Raw genomic sequence first — 16,035 nt, 5'->3', positions numbered from 1 at the left:
AGCGAGGTATGATTAAATAGGGATAAGCCGGCTGTTTTCTTCGGAAGGCAGCCGGCTTATTCATTTGGTGGTATATTGCAGCGTCATTCAACAAGCATACTCTGGCATGGCAACGCAAACAACGGTAGGGCAGCGTTTTACACAACTGATAAACCATTTGGGGTTATCGAAAAACGCCTTTGCTATGTCGCTGGAAAAGACGGCAACGGTTATTCAGCACCTTGTAGACGAGCGGAATAAGCCTGGGTTTGATTTGCTGTGCAAGGTGTTTGAAGTCTACCCAAATGTATCGAAAGACTGGCTGCTGGAAGGCCGGGAACCCATGCTAACCGTTGAAACCGAGGCCGCCACTGCGGAAGTTGGGGCCATAGCTCCGGCCCCGGCGCCCCTGGAACGTGTTGCCCCCCAGCCGCGCCCGGAGCCCGCCGCCGCATCAGCCGCCACGCCAGTTGCTGCATCAGCCCCAGCAACAGCAGCGCCAGCAGAACCAGCGCCTTTGGTAGCGGCGGTAGCTGCTCCTGCCCCGGTTGCCCCGACTCCTGTTGAAGCGTTGGTGCCTCCCGTTGAGGCGCCCACCCCTCCTGTTGCTGCGCCCCAGCCCGCGCCGGCAGCCGTTGCCCCGTCCGCACCAGACACCAGCTGGCAAACGGCCCTCTACACCCAGCAAATGGCGCACCAGCTGGCTATGGCCGAAATGCGCAACCAGCACCTGCAGGACCAGCAGCGCATGATGCAGCAGATGATGGACCTTATGCAGCGGCAGTTGTCGTAAAGGCCCAGGTTGGTTGCTATGGCAGCGCGCCGCGTATTGTAGCTTGTGTAGTAGTATTTTCTATACCCAAAGCCCCCAACCCCATGCTGGCGCGGGGGCTTTGTTTGCCTTGGTGTCGGCTGGCACAGGCACACCGCAACGCGAAACCGGGCATCCGGCAGCGCGCCGCTGCTGGTATCATGTTGCCAGCCCCAGCCTCTAATACGCATTTGCCGAAGGTAAAACCCGTATTTCTAGCGCCACAGAACTGTTTTGGCAACGTAAAAGAGCAGGCTCCTGCGGCCGAGTCCTGTTCTCCGGTTGAGCCGCCGTGCTGCCGAAAAGGGTAGCTGGCTTACTTACTTATACCTGCCTCATGCCCAATTCATCCCCCATTCCCAAAGGCAAGCTGCTGCTTATTGGCGGCCACGAACAACGTGACAAGGGCGGTATCCCGCCTGAACAGTCGCCGGACTTTATTCTGGAGCGGTTCGTCAGCGAGCTGCCCAAAAAAGATACGGTAGTCGTGGTTCCCACCGCCTCGCAGGAGTCTACGGAAGCCGCCCAGGACTATGTGAAGCTGTTTGCCAGCCTGGGCATCAGGCACGTTGAGGTGCTCGATATCCAGAGCCGCGAGCAGGCAAACAGCGCCGAGGCCCTGGAAATGCTAAACCGGGCCGATGGCGTGATGTTGACAGGGGGCGACCAGCTACGGCTCACGGCGTTGCTGGGCGGTACGCTGGTGCTCAAGTGCCTGAATGAGCGTTATCTGCGCGAGCCTTTTGTAATTGCAGGCACCAGCGCCGGCGCTACGGCCATGAGCACGCCCATGATTTACCAGGGCCGCAACGACGCCGGCTTCCTCAAAGATGAAATCCACATCACGACGGGTTTGCAGCTGCTACGCGACGTTGCCGTTGATACTCACTTTATTGCCCGCGGCCGCATCGTGCGCATGGCCCAGATTATCTCCACCAACCCCGGCTGCATTGGCCTGGGGCTGGAAGAAGACACGGCTGTGCTGGTAACCAAAGGCGGCGAGCTGGAAGTGGTGGGCCACGGTATTGCCGTGCTGCTCGATGGCCACGACTGCACCGATAATACTATTTATGAGGTGCAGCCGGGCGAAGGTTTTTCCATCCGCAACCTGCGCCTACACTTGCTGGCCAGCGGGCAGCGCTTCACGTTGCCCGGCTTCAATCCGGGTAAGCCCCCGCTCGAAAAGCCACCCCAGCAGCCGGCCTGACCTTAAAAAGCCGTAAGCAGCTAGCTGGCTGGTTAGAAAGCCACTGCCACGCCCATTTCTTCGGCTTCCATCAGGTTTTGAGGCGTTACGGTCGTCAGGCGCAGGGGCTTCAGCTCGCCCACCAGCAGCGGGTCGTATTTGGCCACTACCCGAATGTAGTTGGGCGTGAAGCCCTCCATCTGGCCGTTGGTTACGTCGTCTTCGAACAGCACCTGGGTTTCGAGGCCCGCGTGCTGCTCATAGAAAAAGCGCTTCTTTTTCTCCGAAAGGCCGCGCAGCTGAGTGGTGCGCTCGTGGCGGTGGCGGTCCTGCACCCGGCCGGGCAGGGTGGGCGCCAGCGTATTGGCCCGCTCCGAATACGGAAATACGTGCAGGTAGCTCACATCGAGCTCATTCAGGAACTGGTAGGTTTCCAGGAAATCGGCCTCCGTTTCGCCGGGGAAGCCCACGATTACGTCGACGCCGATGCAGGCGTGGGGCATCACCTGCTTGATGAGGGCCACGCGCTCCTGGTACAGCTCGCGGCGGTAGCGACGGCGCATCAGCCCCAGCAGCTTGTTCGAGCCCGACTGCAGCGGGATATGAAAGTGCGGCATAAACCGCTTCGACTGGGCTACGAAGCGGATAATCTCGTCGGAGAGCAGGTTAGGCTCGCAGGAGCTGATGCGGAACCGGGCAATGCCCTCCACCTCATCCAGCGCCCGCACGAGGTCGTAGAAATTCTCGCGCCGCTCGCGCTCCGGGCCCTGCAGGCCAAAGTCGCCGAGGTTAACGCCGGTGAGCACGATTTCCTTCACGCCGGTTTCGGCCAGCTTCTGCACGCGCTCCACCACGCTCTGCACCGAGCCCGAGCGGCTGGCTCCACGGGCCAGCGGAATCGTGCAGAACGAGCAGGAGTAGTCGCAGCCGTCCTGCACCTTGAGGAACGTGCGGGTCCTGTCGCCGTAGGAGTGGGCGGCGTGGAACTCGGTGGCTTCCGAAATGGGCGAGGCAAACACCCGGCCGGGCTCGCCGGCGGCGGGCCGCTTAAAGCCGGCCAGCGTTTCGACGAGCTGGAATTTCTCGGCGGCGCCCAGCACGGCGTGCACGCCGGGAATCTCGGAAATCTCCCGGGGCTTGAGCTGGGCGTAGCAGCCCACAATGGCCACGAAGGCCTCGGGGTTGTGCTTGAGCGCCTCCTTCACCACCTTCCGGCACTTGCGGTCGGCGTGGTCGGTGACGGAGCAGGTATTGATAACGTAGATGTCGGCCGCGTCCTCGAAGGCGGTTTTCACGAAGCCCGCCTCCTCAAACTGCCGCCCGATGGCCGACGTCTCAGAGAAGTTGAGCTTGCAGCCCAGCGTGTAAAAGGCAACTTTCCTGGTTTCCATATCCATAAGCAAGGCCGCAAAGATACGGTGGAAGCGGCAAGCTTTCGGTGTGCGGTGGCAGGCTTGGAGGATAAGAGTAATAAGAGCTACTTTTGATTGGCCTATGTGATAAAGAGCCTTATTGTATATTATTTATTGCGAATATATTGCTTGTTAGTTTTTGTATTTAAGATGCAATACTTCCGGATTGTATAGTAAATCAGTATGATGAATAATAGTATCACCATTAAAATCAATGGATATCGTTTCCTTATTATTGATTAATAAGCTCGATTTGATCTTGTGATATATATGGCTTGAATTATCACGTTTCCCGCATTTGATTAAAACAAAATTATTGTTCATTTTTAGCAATGAACAAGGCTTTAAATCATCAAACTGTGATTTGAATACTATAGATGACATCTCAAATTGACAGGAATCGTCTAATTGCTCACACGATATATAATATAACCCTTTTTTTGATTTGTTGCTTCTATCCATATAATCTTGTATCTCCTTTTCAATATGACTATTTTCAAGAAATATGCAGTGATGTTTTCTGTCTTTATCGCAAGAAGCAATCATAAAAACAAAAACAAAGGGAAGTGTATTTTTCATACAAACATTTTATTGCTCCCTTTTTCGTTTGAAAGCAAACTATCCTGTTCAGGTTCAGTAGCTCAGGAGGTACGCCAGCCAAAAATAGAATCTTTTGCCATTTAACGCTAAGCTACACCCCAGCTATCCCCTCACTTCCCCAGGAAATCTCCAAACGACACCTGCTCATACGCCTGCCCGAAGCGCAGTTGCCGCGCCGTAACGGCCGAATCGCGCTCGATGATGCGGCGGGCCACGTTGTCGTAGGTGACGGTGCCGGCGGGCGTCGCTACGCCGAAGCCGTCGGTGAAGGAGTAGAAGGCGGCGCCGCCGGGCCAGGCGGGGGGGGCGGGGGCCAGCAGGTCGCGGCTCCAGGGGAAGGTGGTGGTGGGCAGGTTCAGCTGGTGCAGCAGCGTGGCGGCCACGTCGGTTTGCGAGCCGTAGGTGGGCACCTGCCGACCCTGGGCGGTGGGGGCCAGCGCGCCGCCAGTCAGCAGCAGCGGGATGCGGAACTTGGCCGAGTCGTGCACGGGCGAGTCGTCGGGCTGGGGGTGGCCGTGGTCGGCTACCAGCACCACCAGCGTGTTGGCCCACCAGGGCTGCCGGCGGGCCTGCTGCAGGAACTGGCCCAGCACATGGTCGGTGTAATACATGGAGTTGCGGAAGCGGCTGGCCTCGTCGGAGCCCGCAAACCGGGGGCGCATGGGCACGTCGAAGGGCTCGTGGGAGCTCAGGGTGAAGGCCGTGACGAAGAACGGCTGGGGCTGCCGGGGCAACTCCTGCAGCATCCGGTTCAGCAGCACGTGGTCGTGGGCGCCCCACTTGGCATTTTGGTCCTGGCGCGCGAAATCGGCCCGCTCGGTGAAGCGTTGGTAGCCCGCTGTCACGAGGTAGCTTTTCATGTTGGCAAAAGCCAGCTCGCCGCCATGGTAATAGGCCGTGCTGTAGCCCTGCTCGCGCAACACCCGCGCCAAGTGGGGCAGCTGCTCGGTTTTGCGCGGGTACTTGATAATGCTGGTGGCCGGCTGGTTGGGGTAGCCCGAGAGCAGCGCCACGAGGCCCTTCTGGCTCCGGTCGCCAGCCGCAAACACGTTGCGGAAGGCCACGCCGGTGCGGCTCAGGCTGTCGAGCGTGGGCGTTACGCCCCGCTCGCCTCCCAGGTGGCCCACCAGCTTACCCGTAAAGCTCTCCAGAATAATGAACAGCACGTTGGGCTTTGGCAGGCCGGGGCGCAGCAGCCGGACCGTATCGGGGCCGCCGGGTTGGTAGAGGCTGGCGGTGAGGCGGGCGGCGGTGGTGTCGGGCAGGAACTGGTAGGGGTTGCGGGTGCTGGTTTGCAGCCGCAGCGAGTTGAGCACGTTCCAGGGCACATTGATGGCCGCGTGGTTGGCAAAGGGCGCCTGCGAGAAGTACACGTCGCCTTGGTTGATGGGAATCTGCTGCAGGCCCCCGCGCAACGGTACCACCAGCAGCACCAGGTATAGCAGCCCCGCCAGCGCCGCCCGGCCCCGGCCGAAGCCCGCCGGCAGTTCGGGCAGGCGGCCCACCACTCCTTTATATAGCCCCCAGCCTGCGCCCAGCAGCGCCAGCCACAAACCCAGCCCCAGCCCCAGCAAACCCGGCGTGGCCGAAGCCGCCGCTTCGCCCGGCGTGCGCAGGTACTGCAGCGGCGTGGCATCGAGCCGGAAGCCCCAGGGGCCATACAGCGCCAGATCGGCCACCGTGAGCAGCGCCACCAGCGCCACCAGCACCATCGTGAGCCCGCGTAATACGCGCCCCAGCCCGAAGCGCGGTCCGGCCAGACTGCCCACCACAAACAGCAGAAACGGCAGCAGGCACAGATAGGCCGTTGCCGAGGCATCGAGCCGCAACGCGTGGGCGAAGATGCGCGGCACCGTGCCGGCCGGCAGCGCCCCGGTACGCGGCAGGTAATAGGCCAGAAACAGGGCCCGGACCAACCCGAAATACAGCAGCCAGAAAACAAAGTAGCGCGGCTGAAACGCAAAGCGGCTTTTCACGCCCGTAAAGATACGCCCCCCGGCCCCGGATGCTCCACGCTGCCAAGCATAGGCTGCAAAGAACAGCGTAGGGGCGGGGCTTGCCCCCGCCTGCCGTTGAACAGTCCGGTTCTGAATGGTCAAACGGTCCGGTTCTGAATCGTTGAACGGCGGGCGGGGACAAGCCCCGCCTCTACGTCGAGTTGCTATCCACTATCTACATATTGAATAGGGGGGGGTGAAATGATAGGGGTAGGCTGATGAAAACTAAATTATACCGAAAATAAGGGTGTAAAATAAGGGGGTATAGATGTATTTTATAGTTGATTCGTATATTTGACCCCATCGATAGGCACTGCTGCCTGCACTTTCTTCTGCGTATTTCATTTTCCCCATGGCAATCCTCCGCTTCAAAGCCCTTGAGCAAGTTTTCCAGCGCCAGCCGCTGGCCGTCGTTAATACCGGCGAACGGCGCTCCGACAGCTTCGGCCGCAACGTGTTCAACCTGGAGGCCATGCGGGCCAACATGCCCGGCGAGTACTTCAAGAAGCTGCAGGGCGCCATCAAGCACGGCACGCCCGTAGAGCGCAACGTGGCCGACGCCGTGGCTTCGGCCATGAAAACCTGGGCCATGGCCAAGGGTGCTACCCACTACACCCACTGGTTTCAGCCCCTGACGGGTGCCACGGCCGAGAAGCACGACTCGTTTTTCGACCTCAATTCCGACGGCCGGCCCATCGAAAACTTCAAGGGCTCGGCCCTGGTGCAGCAGGAGCCCGACGCTTCCAGCTTCCCCAACGGCGGCATCCGCAACACCTTCGAGGCCCGTGGCTACACGGCCTGGGACCCCACGTCGCCCGCCTTCATCATTGAAACCGGCGGGGCCAAAACGCTGTGCATCCCTACCATTTTTGTGGCTTACACCGGCGAGGCGCTCGACTACAAGGCCCCGTTGCTTAAGTCGCTCGATGTGCTCGAAAAGGCTGCCCTCGACGTGTGCCACTACTTCGATAAGGACGTGGCCCGCGTAACGACCACGCTGGGCATCGAGCAGGAGTACTTTTTGGTTGACAAGGCCCTCTATACGGCCCGGCCCGACCTGATGATGACCGGCCGGACGCTGTTCGGGCACTCCTCGGCCAAGGGCCAGCAGCTCGACGACCACTATTTCGGCTCGATTCCGGCCCGGGTGCACGCCTACATGCTCGAGTACGAGGAGGAGGCCAACAAGCTCGGCATTCCGCTGCGCACCCGCCACAACGAGGTGGCCCCCCACCAGTTTGAGTGCGCCCCCACCTTCGAGGAGGCCAACCTCGCCGTCGACCACAACCAGCTGCTGATGGACGTGATGGCCCGCGTAGCCGACAAGCACAACTTCAAAGTGCTGCTGCACGAGAAGCCGTTTGCCGGTGTAAACGGCTCGGGCAAGCACAACAACTGGGCCCTGAGCACCGATACCGGCGTGAACCTGCTCGCGCCCGGCCGCCGGCCCAAGGAAACCCTGCAGTTTCTGGTGTTCTTTATCACCACCATCAAGGCCGTGCACCGCCACGCCGATCTGCTGCGCGCCAGCATTGCCTCGGCCAGCAACGACCACCGCCTGGGGGCCAACGAGGCTCCGCCGGCCATCATGTCGGTGTTTGTGGGTTCGATGCTCGACTCGGTGATGAATGAGCTGGAGCGCACGGCCAAGCTGCCGCTCGACAAGGGCGACAACATCTACCTCAAGCTCGGCATCGATAAAATTCCGGCCATCCTGCTCGACAACACCGACCGCAACCGCACCTCGCCTTTTGCCTTCACCGGCAACAAGTTCGAGTTCCGGGCCGTGGGCTCGTCGGCCAACAGCTCGTCGGCCGTCACCACGCTCAACACCATCGTAGCCGACCAGCTTGTCGAGTTCAAGCAGGCAGTAGACAAGCTCATTGCCGACGGCCGCAAGAAGGAGGTGGCCATTGTGGAGGTGCTGCGCGAGTACGTCATCAGCTCCAAGGCCATCCGTTTCGAGGGCAATGGCTACTCGGATGAGTGGAAGGAGGAAGCCGCGGCCCGTGGCCTGAGCAACCTGCCCACCACGCCCCAGGCCCTCGACGCCATTGTCACGCCCGAGTCGGCCGCGTTGTTTGCGCGCCACCACATATATTCGCCCGTCGAGCTACACGCCCGCCACGAAATTGTGCTGGAAGATTATGTCAAGAAAATCCAGATTGAAGGCCGGGTGATGGGCGATTTGGCCATCAACCACATCGTGCCCACGGCCCTGGCCTACCAGACCAAGCTGGTAAACAACGTGCGCGGCCTGCGCGAGCTGGGCCTCGACGACGAGTATACCAACGGCACGCTCGACACCATTAAATCCATTTCCCGCCACGTATCCATCATCAAAACCCAGGTGGCCGAAATGATTAACGCCCGCAAAGCGGCCAACAAGATAACCGACACCCGCGAGCAGGCGCTGGCCTATTGCGACACGGTAAAAGTGCATTTCGACACCATTCGCCGCTCGGCCGACAAGCTGGAGCTGATGGTGGACGATGAGGACTGGCCCCTGGTAAAGTACCGCGAACTGTTGTTCCTGCACTAAGCCCGGGTCAGAGTCGGGCCGGAGTTGGGTGGGAATTTTTCTCCGCGCCCCGATCTTAGAAAGGCCGCATCCGGGGGATGCGGCTTTTTTTGTGGCCCAGGCTGAAAATTGCTGCTACCTGTCTGGAGCATCATTACGGGCGTCGTCTGCACGCCACTCAGCCGGTAAGTGGGGCGGCAGACTGTTGACCGCGTTAGATGAGAACAGATAACGCAAGTAGCGAAGCACGACGTAGGGGCGGGGCTTACCCCCGCCATTCGCACGAAGCGTTGAACGACCATTGGAGGCCCCGGCAAGTTCGTTGTAATGGCGGGCGGGGCTTACCCCCGCCCCTACGTCGTGCTGATGCCCTTCGCAACGTAGGTTAAAGTACTGCTCTTGACCCTGACCCCATGACGTGCGTGGTTTTTCAGAATCCGCCTGTTTTGGTCGTTTCTGTCACCTGCCGGGCACGGTCGGCGGCTTGTATGGCTCGTTGTTTCTTTCAGCCTACGCCTATGCCTCCACTGCCCGCTGGGCCTGCCGCAGCCAGGCTTTCGCCTCGTCTATATCGCCGAACATCTTCATTTCGAGCCGGCCGCCGAAACCTATGTGCATGGCCTCGGCCGAAATAGCCGCCAGCGCCTCGGGGCTGACCACGTGGGCGAAGTGCGTAAGGCCCTGGGCCAGAGCCCGCGGGGCCCAATCGGTTACAATCCACTCCACGGCATGGTCCCAGGGGCCGATAACCTCGCGGTTGTCGTTGAGCAGGTAGGGGCAGGCATGAGCAAGCAGGGGAGCCAGGCAGGCATTGGCCCCGGCTACTATGCCTGCATAGGTTTGGTAACCTACCCAGTTGTTGTACACCCACTCATTGGCTGGCTCATAGGCAATGGTCAGGTATACTTTGCCGAAGCCATTGGTAAGTTCTTGCATCATGGAGCGGATAGCGGAACCACAGAGTGGGGTGAATCACTCAAAAATGCGGAAATAGTAGCAGTTTGCCAAATACTACCCGCTACCCCCGCAGCTTAGGGGTTGATGCTTAGTCCGAAGGAATAAAAGTAGCTTCGGCAGCCGGGAAAGAGCCGGCCGGCTGGTTCAGGCAAAGGGGGCCAGCGCGGCCAGCAGGGTAGTAGTGATGCGCTGCCACTGCGGGTAGGGCCAGCGGGTGCCGGCAGCGGTGCCGGCGTGGCCAATGTCGCGGCGGGCCACCGCCACCCAGGCCAGTAGTACAGCGCGGGCTGGCAGCGGCTGGCCCGAGTGCAGGGCGGCCGGCCACTGCTCGGCGGGCCAGGTATCGAGCAGGTAGTCGGCCTAGTCGGCAATGCGGGCCAGGCGGGCAGGGGTATAAGGGTCGGTGGAAGGCAGGTGCCGCGCGGTGCGGTATAAGTCGCGCAGGGCTACGCAGGCGGGCGGAAGCGGGGTGGCGTGGCCTGTTGATGCGGGTGTCTCTTTCTTCATATCGGGCCCACTTACGACCCGGTTTTGAGGTTTGGATTTCCTGTCGAACACTGGAAAAGGTAAAAAATAAATAAAATTTGTCTACGGAATTATATGCCCCGCAATGGGGTTTAAGGCCGTTTCAGGAAGAAATCCGGGCGAGCGGCTCGTGGTCGTCGGGCAATACTTCGGCGCTGCTGCCGTGGTCGGGCGCAAGGCGTTTCCAGGTGGCTTCCCGCAGCGCATCGAGGCGCCGGAGCGTGTCCTGCACGGTGGCATGCTGGCCTACTTTTTCGAACAGACCCGAGCTGCGGCCGGCTTTCAGCAGCTGCTCGACAACCAGCGGCAGCACCCAGCCCACTACACTCGAAGCCAGCGCCCCGCGCAGGCCCAGCCGCAGCAGCAGCCGGGCGGCCATGCGTTCGAGCAGCAGCGCACGGGCCATCGGCAGGGCCTTGCCCACCAGAAAGTCGCGCACCAGCTCGCCATTGCCCTTTACTACTTCGGCCCGCAACACGTCCTGTACCGCATCGAGGGCCGAGCGGGCCGCTTTGCGGAACAGCAGGCCGGTTTGCCAAGCCGCCAGCCGGCCCGTTTGGCCTACTGCGCGCAGAAACGGAGGAAGATGCAAGGGATTTTTCATGGATAGTAGGAAAATCGGCCGAGGAGCTGGTCGGGCGCAGCAAGCCCAACGGTACCCAAAGGCGCGGTTTCTGCGTAAAGTTCAGCTTACGCTCTGGCTGGCCCACGGTTGCCGGCCCTACTTTAGCTTATTGCCATGAACGCCATTGTGATTAAACAAGCCGGCGGCCCCGAATGCCTGGAGCTGCAAACCCGCCTCCGCCCCGTGCCCGGCCCCGGCCAGGTGCTGCTGCGGGTGGCCGCCGCCGGCGTTAACCGGCCCGATGTGCTGATGCGGCAGGGCAAATATGCCGGGGCCGACGAGGTGGCCGGCCTGGTGCCGGGCCTCGAAGTGGCCGGCCACGTGGAGGAGTGTGGTGCGGGCGTAACTCACTGGCAGCCCGGCAATGCCGTGTGTGCCCTGCTGGGTCAGGGTGGCTACGCCGAATATGCGGTGGTAGAGGCCGGCCACTGCCTGCCCGTTCCGGCCGGACTGAGCCTTGCGGAGGCCGCCAGCCTGCCCGAAACGGCCTTTACCGTGTGGCACAACGTGTTTCAGCGTGGGGGGCTACTGCCCGGCGAAACCCTGTTGGTACACGGCGGCAGCAGCGGCATTGGCGTGCTGGCAGTGCAGTTGGCCCACGCCCTGGGCAGCCAGGTAATAGCCACCGCCGGCTCGGCCGAAAAGTGCGCCGCCGTGGCCCGTCTCGGAGCCAGTAAGGTTATCAATTACAAGGAAGAGGATTTTGAAACCGTGGTGGCTGCTGCCGGCGGGGCCGACGTGATTCTGGACATGGTGGGCGGCGACTACACGCCCAAAAACCTGCGCCTGCTGCGCGATGATGGCCGGCTGGTGTTCATCAATGCCATGCAGGGGGCCAAAGCCGAATTCAACGCCCTCGACCTGATGCGCCGCCGCCTGACCATTACGGGCAGTACGCTGCGGCCCCGCTCGGCCGAATTTAAGGCGGCGCTGGCCCGCGAGGTGGAGCGTTGCGTGTGGCCGGTAGTCGCGGCCGGCCGCCTGCGCCCGGTTATCGAGCGCACCTTTCCGCTGGCCGAGGCCGCCGAAGCGCACCGGCTGATGGAAAGCAGCCGCCACATCGGAAAAATAGTGCTGCTGGTGCACTAGCGCCACTTCCGAAACTTTCAACCAACAAAAGGGTCTTGCCGCCGTTAGTCTTCTGCCTGGTTACGGTTGAGCTTGGCCAGCCGTCTGTTTTTCAAACCATCATTTCATATGAATACCGCACTTCTGATTGGGGCCACTGGTCTCGTGGGCAGCTACCTGTTGCGGCAGCTTCTCGCCGATGAGCAGTGGCAGCACATCAAAGTTTTTACCCGTCGGCCTACCGGCTATCAGAATCCGCGGCTCGAAGAGCACACAGTTGATTTCGACCAGCCTCGCACCTGGAACCACCTGCTGCAGGGCGATGTGCTGTTTTCGAGCCTCGGTACCACCCTGGCCCAGGCCGGCAGCCAGCAGGCCCAGTATCAGGTCGATTACAGCTACCAGTACCAGGCTGCTCAGGCGGCGGCCGAAAACGGGGTACCCGCCTATGTGCTGGTATCTTCGACCGGGGCCGATGCCGAGTCGCTGCTGTTTTATAACCGCATGAAGGGTGAGCTGGAGCGTGATGTTAAACGGCTGCCTTTTCAGCGTATTCGCATCATTCAGCCCGGTATTCTGGCTGGGCCGCGGGCTGAAACCCGGCCCGCCGAAAAAGTGGGCCTCTGGCTGGCTACGGCCGCCAGCATGATGCCGCTACTGCGCAGCTACCGGCCCATCCATGGCCGCACCGTGGCCCGCGCCATGCGCCACGCCGCCCTCGATGAAACTCCGGGCGTACAGACGGATACACTGGAAGAAGTATTCAGCCGGGCCGGAAAGGCGTAACCCCACGGCCAGCCGGTGGATTAAAGTGGACCTTCCGGCTTCGGCTCGCCCCGCTCAGCGGGCCATAAAATCGGGCACTAGCTGCAGAGAAACCGGTTTGGGCACCGTGGCCGTGTGGCCGGTGGCTGTGAGCAGGCCGGTTTGGGTATCGACGCGAAACGTGACGAGGGAGTTGGAGTTCTGGTTGGCGACCAGCAGCAGGCGGCCGTCGGGGCTGAGGGCGAAGTTGCGGGGCGTCTGGCCCCGGGTGCTCACAGTTTGCAGCAGCGTCAGGCGGCCGGTATCAGGGGCTACCCCAAACACGGCCAGGCTGTTGTGGCCGCGGTTGGAGCTGTACACAAACCGGCCGTTGGGGGCCACATGAATATCGGCGGCGGTGTTGGGCGCGGCAAAGCCGGCCGGCAGCGCCGACAGCGTATGCACTTCGGTGAAGGTACCGGCTGCGGCATCGTAGCGCAGGGTGGTAACAGTCGAGGTCAGCTCGTTGGCCAGGTAGGCCCAGCGGCCGTTGGGGTGGAAGGTGAGGTGGCGCGGGCCCGCGCCGGGTTGCGCTATAAAGGCTGGGGAGGCCAGCGGCAGCAGCTGGCCCTTGGCTGCATCGAGCCGGTAGCCCACCACCTGGTCACTACCCAAATCGACGGCAAAAGCAAACCGGCCGGCCGGATCGGGGATAATGCAGTGGGCGTGGGGTTTTTCCTGCCGCTCCCGGTTGGGGCCCGAGCCTTGGTGCGCGTGGGTGGCCGCGGCCTGCCCCGGTTGCCCGTTGGGGGCCAGCGGCAGCAGGGCCACGCTGCCGCCGGTGTAGTTGGCAACCAGCGCGGCCCGGTTGTCGGGGCTCAGGCTAAGGTAGCAGGGGGCCGCCCCGCCCGAAGCCTGCCGCCCCAGGGCCGTAAGCTGGCCCGTTTGCTGATTGACGCCAAAGGCGCTGACGAAGCCGCTGGCGGCCCCTTCGAACTGGCCCATCTCGTTGGCAGCATACAGATACCGGTGGCGGGAGTCGAGGGCAATAAACGACGGATTGGGCCCTGCTTTTTCGGCCCGTAGCCGGGTTAGCGCCCCCTCGCCACTCATGCGGTAGAGGAAAATGCTTTCGGCCTCTGCTTCGGCGTAAGTGCCCACATACAGCAGGTAATCGGTTGGAGAGCCGGCGGGCAGGCGGCCCGCGCCGCAGCCTGCCAGCAGCGGCAGGCCGGCCAGCGCCAGGGCAAAAAGGTGCAGGAAACCACGACGCGAAAAACCAGCAGAACGCATAGAACAGGAGGGAGAAAGTGCTGAACGGCGGTCAAGATAAGTATCCTGTTGCCAGCAGGGCAGCGGTAGCGGCGCGTTTGCTCAGGCTAACCGCCCCGGCCAGCCGCTTGGCCGCTGCCCGGCAGCGTGTACCTTTGCCTAGCCGCGCAACTTTCGCCCGCCGCCCCCGGTTTTCCTCCTATGAACACGACGTACTGCCCCAGCCTGACCGAGTATAAGCGCCGCCTGAGCCGCGAGGTGAAAATCGGCGACCTGCCCATGGGCGGCCTGAACCCCATTCGGGTGCAGAGCATGACCACCGTGGACACCATGGATACCATGGGCTCGGTGGAGCAGACGCTGCGCATGGTGGAGGCCGGCTGCGAGTATGTGCGCATCACGGCTCCCAGCGTGAAGGAGGCCCAGAACCTGCTCGAAATCAAAAAGGAGCTGCGTAAGCGCGGCTGCACCGTGCCGCTGATTGCCGACATCCACTTCACGCCCAACGCCGCCGAGCTGGCCGCCCGCATCGTGGAGAAAGTGCGCGTAAACCCCGGCAACTACGCCGACAAGAAGAAATTCGACCTCATCGAGTACACCGACAGCAGCTACGCCGCCGAGGTAGACCGTATCCGCGAGCGGTTCCGGCCGCTGGTCCAAATCTGCAAGCAGTACGGCACCGCTATGCGCATCGGCACCAACCACGGCTCGCTTTCCGACCGGATTCTGAGCCGCTACGGCGATACGCCGCTGGGCATGGTGGAGTCGGCGCTGGAGTTTCTGCGCCTTTGCGAGGAGGAAAACTACTACGACGTGGTGCTGAGCATGAAGGCCAGCAACACCCAGGTAATGGTGCAGGCCTACCGTCTGCTGGTGCAGAAGCTCGACGCCGAAGGCCTGCAGCCTTACCCGCTGCACCTGGGCGTAACGGAAGCCGGCGAGGCCGAAGACGGCCGCATCAAGTCGGCCGTGGGCATCGGCACGCTGCTCGAAGACGGCCTCGGCGACACCGTGCGCGTAAGCCTCACCGAAGCCCCCGAAGCGGAAGCGCCGGTAGCCCGCGCCCTGATTGACCGCTACACCCACCGCGCCGAACAAGCCAGCCCTATTCCTCCAGTTGTTAGTGGTCAGTTGTCAGTTGTCAGTCAGCAGACCAGCATTGACAACGAGCAACTGACAACTGACAACCAACCCCCCACAACTGACAGCTCCCCAATCAATCCCTTCCAGTACCAGCGCCGCGTAACGCGGGAGGTGCTCAACTTCGGGGGGCTGAACGTGCCGCGGGTGGTGGTGGATTTTTCGCGGCTGCCGGGGCTGGAGTACGCCGATTTGCGGGCGGCCGGCCACCTGTATTCGGCGTTTTTGGACAAGTTTCAGATGAGTGACTTGGGGGCCGACTACCTGTACTCGGGCCAGCAGCCGGTGCCGTTCATGCTGCCCAACGGCCTGCGCGAACTAGTGGACTACAGCGCCTGGCTCGATGCCGGCCAGCGACCCGAGCACTACCCCGTGCTCACCCAGGCCGAGTACGCCGCCGCCGGGGTCCGCCACCCCGCCCTGAACTTCGTGTTTCAGAACCTGGCCTCGCTCACGCCGCCCACGCTGGCGCAGCTGCGCGACGATACCACGGTCGTTATTATTCTCTACACCGATAACGCCCACGCCATGCCCGAAATCCGGCGGGCATTCTTCGAGCTGCTGAACCACGACGTGCCCAACCCGGTCATCATCAACCGCCAGTACCCGGCCCTCACGCCCGAGCAAACCCAGCTCTACGCCGCCACCGACGTGGGCGGCCTGCTGCTCGATGGCCTCGGCGACGGCGTGGTGCTGAGCACCGAGCTGCTGCCCGAGCGCCCCAAAGCGGAGTGGCTGACGACCATCGACGAACTCAACCAGCTCAGCTTCGGCATCCTGCAGGCGGCGCGTACGCGCATGAGCAAAACCGAATACATCAGCTGCCCCAGCTGCGGCCGCACCCTGTTCGATTTGCAGGAAACCACCGCCATGATTCGCCAGCGCACCGACCACCTCAAGGGCGTGAAAATCGGTATCATGGGCTGCATCGTGAACGGCCCCGGCGAAATGGCCGACGCCGACTACGGCTATGTGGGCGTGGGCAAGGGCAAAATCGCGCTCTACCGCGGCCAGGAAGTCATCAAGAAATCGGTGCCCGAAGCCCAGGCCGTCGACCAGCTCATCGACCTCATGCGCGAGGACGGCCGCTGGGTGGAAAAGGAGTTTCTGGAGCAGCCGGTAGCAGGGTAACGAGCATTTCTAATGCAATATCTGCACATCATTTTTACTTGGTACTACTGCGCAGCACATCGAAATA

Annotated in this window: 13 protein-coding genes; 7 read left to right on the top strand and 6 right to left on the bottom strand. The window is 61.8% G+C overall.

Annotation, left to right across the window (positions count from 1 at the left end; genetic code table 11):
• Positions 1-184: 184 nt before the first annotated feature.
• Entirely contained in the window at positions 185-772 is a 588-nt protein-coding gene (locus J7E24_RS07540) for a hypothetical protein (RefSeq protein WP_215136737.1), read from the top strand.
• A gap of 355 nt (positions 773-1,127) precedes the next feature.
• A complete protein-coding gene (locus J7E24_RS07535) occupies positions 1,128-1,997 on the top strand; it encodes a cyanophycinase (protein ID WP_215136735.1) in 870 nt (289 codons plus the stop codon).
• 32 nt (positions 1,998-2,029) lie between these two features.
• Here J7E24_RS07535 and mtaB read toward each other — a convergent pair whose 3' ends face one another.
• On the bottom strand, positions 2,030-3,373 hold the full coding sequence (gene mtaB, locus J7E24_RS07530) for a tRNA (N(6)-L-threonylcarbamoyladenosine(37)-C(2))-methylthiotransferase MtaB (RefSeq protein WP_215136733.1): 1,344 nt from the start codon (positions 3,371-3,373) through the stop codon (positions 2,030-2,032).
• Positions 3,374-3,874: 501 nt separating this feature from the next.
• Between mtaB and J7E24_RS07525 the strand changes: the two genes are divergently transcribed.
• Positions 3,875-4,072 carry a hypothetical protein gene (locus J7E24_RS07525; protein ID WP_215136731.1) on the top strand — a complete coding sequence of 66 codons (198 nt, stop codon included), beginning with the start codon at positions 3,875-3,877 and terminating at the stop codon, positions 4,070-4,072.
• Between the two features lie 26 nt (positions 4,073-4,098).
• Here J7E24_RS07525 and J7E24_RS07520 read toward each other — a convergent pair whose 3' ends face one another.
• Complete coding sequence (locus J7E24_RS07520; protein WP_215136729.1) at positions 4,099-5,964, bottom strand: LTA synthase family protein; 1,866 nt, start codon at positions 5,962-5,964, stop codon at positions 4,099-4,101.
• A 373-nt stretch (positions 5,965-6,337) separates the two neighbouring features.
• On the opposite strand from J7E24_RS07520, the gene J7E24_RS07515 reads away from it, so the two are divergent.
• Positions 6,338-8,527, top strand: coding sequence for a glutamine synthetase III (locus tag J7E24_RS07515; protein WP_215136727.1), 2,190 nt, complete (start codon positions 6,338-6,340; stop codon positions 8,525-8,527).
• Between the two features lie 495 nt (positions 8,528-9,022).
• Here J7E24_RS07515 and J7E24_RS07510 read toward each other — a convergent pair whose 3' ends face one another.
• From J7E24_RS07510 to J7E24_RS07500, 3 genes are all read right to left on the bottom strand, one after another.
• Positions 9,023-9,445: an STAS/SEC14 domain-containing protein gene (locus J7E24_RS07510; protein WP_215136725.1), complete on the bottom strand. Its 423-nt coding sequence runs from the start codon at positions 9,443-9,445 to the stop codon at positions 9,023-9,025.
• Between the two features lie 378 nt (positions 9,446-9,823).
• Positions 9,824-9,970, bottom strand: a complete 147-nt coding sequence (locus J7E24_RS07505) for a hypothetical protein (RefSeq protein ID WP_215136723.1) — start codon at positions 9,968-9,970, stop codon at positions 9,824-9,826.
• A 121-nt stretch (positions 9,971-10,091) separates the two neighbouring features.
• Positions 10,092-10,592, bottom strand: coding sequence for a hypothetical protein (locus tag J7E24_RS07500; protein WP_215136721.1), 501 nt, complete (start codon positions 10,590-10,592; stop codon positions 10,092-10,094).
• Positions 10,593-10,727: 135 nt separating this feature from the next.
• Between J7E24_RS07500 and J7E24_RS07495 the strand changes: the two genes are divergently transcribed.
• The gene (locus J7E24_RS07495) at positions 10,728-11,702 is read left to right on the top strand and encodes an NAD(P)H-quinone oxidoreductase (RefSeq protein WP_215136719.1); all 975 of its coding nucleotides are present in this window, start codon (positions 10,728-10,730) and stop codon (positions 11,700-11,702) included.
• Positions 11,703-11,810: 108 nt separating this feature from the next.
• Complete coding sequence (locus tag J7E24_RS07490) at positions 11,811-12,467, top strand: NAD(P)H-binding protein (protein ID WP_251047084.1); 657 nt, start codon at positions 11,811-11,813, stop codon at positions 12,465-12,467.
• A gap of 54 nt (positions 12,468-12,521) precedes the next feature.
• On the opposite strand, the gene J7E24_RS07485 is transcribed toward J7E24_RS07490, so the two are convergent.
• A complete protein-coding gene (locus tag J7E24_RS07485) occupies positions 12,522-13,718 on the bottom strand; it encodes a lactonase family protein (protein WP_215136717.1) in 1,197 nt (398 codons plus the stop codon).
• 180 nt (positions 13,719-13,898) lie between these two features.
• Here J7E24_RS07485 and ispG point away from each other — a divergent pair, with 180 nt between their 5' ends.
• The gene (ispG, locus tag J7E24_RS07480; protein WP_215136715.1) at positions 13,899-15,968 is read left to right on the top strand and encodes a (E)-4-hydroxy-3-methylbut-2-enyl-diphosphate synthase; all 2,070 of its coding nucleotides are present in this window, start codon (positions 13,899-13,901) and stop codon (positions 15,966-15,968) included.
• Positions 15,969-16,035: the final 67 nt, after the last annotated feature.

This window comes from Hymenobacter sp. ISL-91, assembly GCF_018613725.1.
In the GTDB taxonomy this organism is placed as follows: domain Bacteria; phylum Bacteroidota; class Bacteroidia; order Cytophagales; family Hymenobacteraceae; genus Hymenobacter.
The sequence above is the reverse complement of the archived record's forward strand: the minus strand, read 5'-3'. Positions and strand labels throughout refer to the sequence as shown.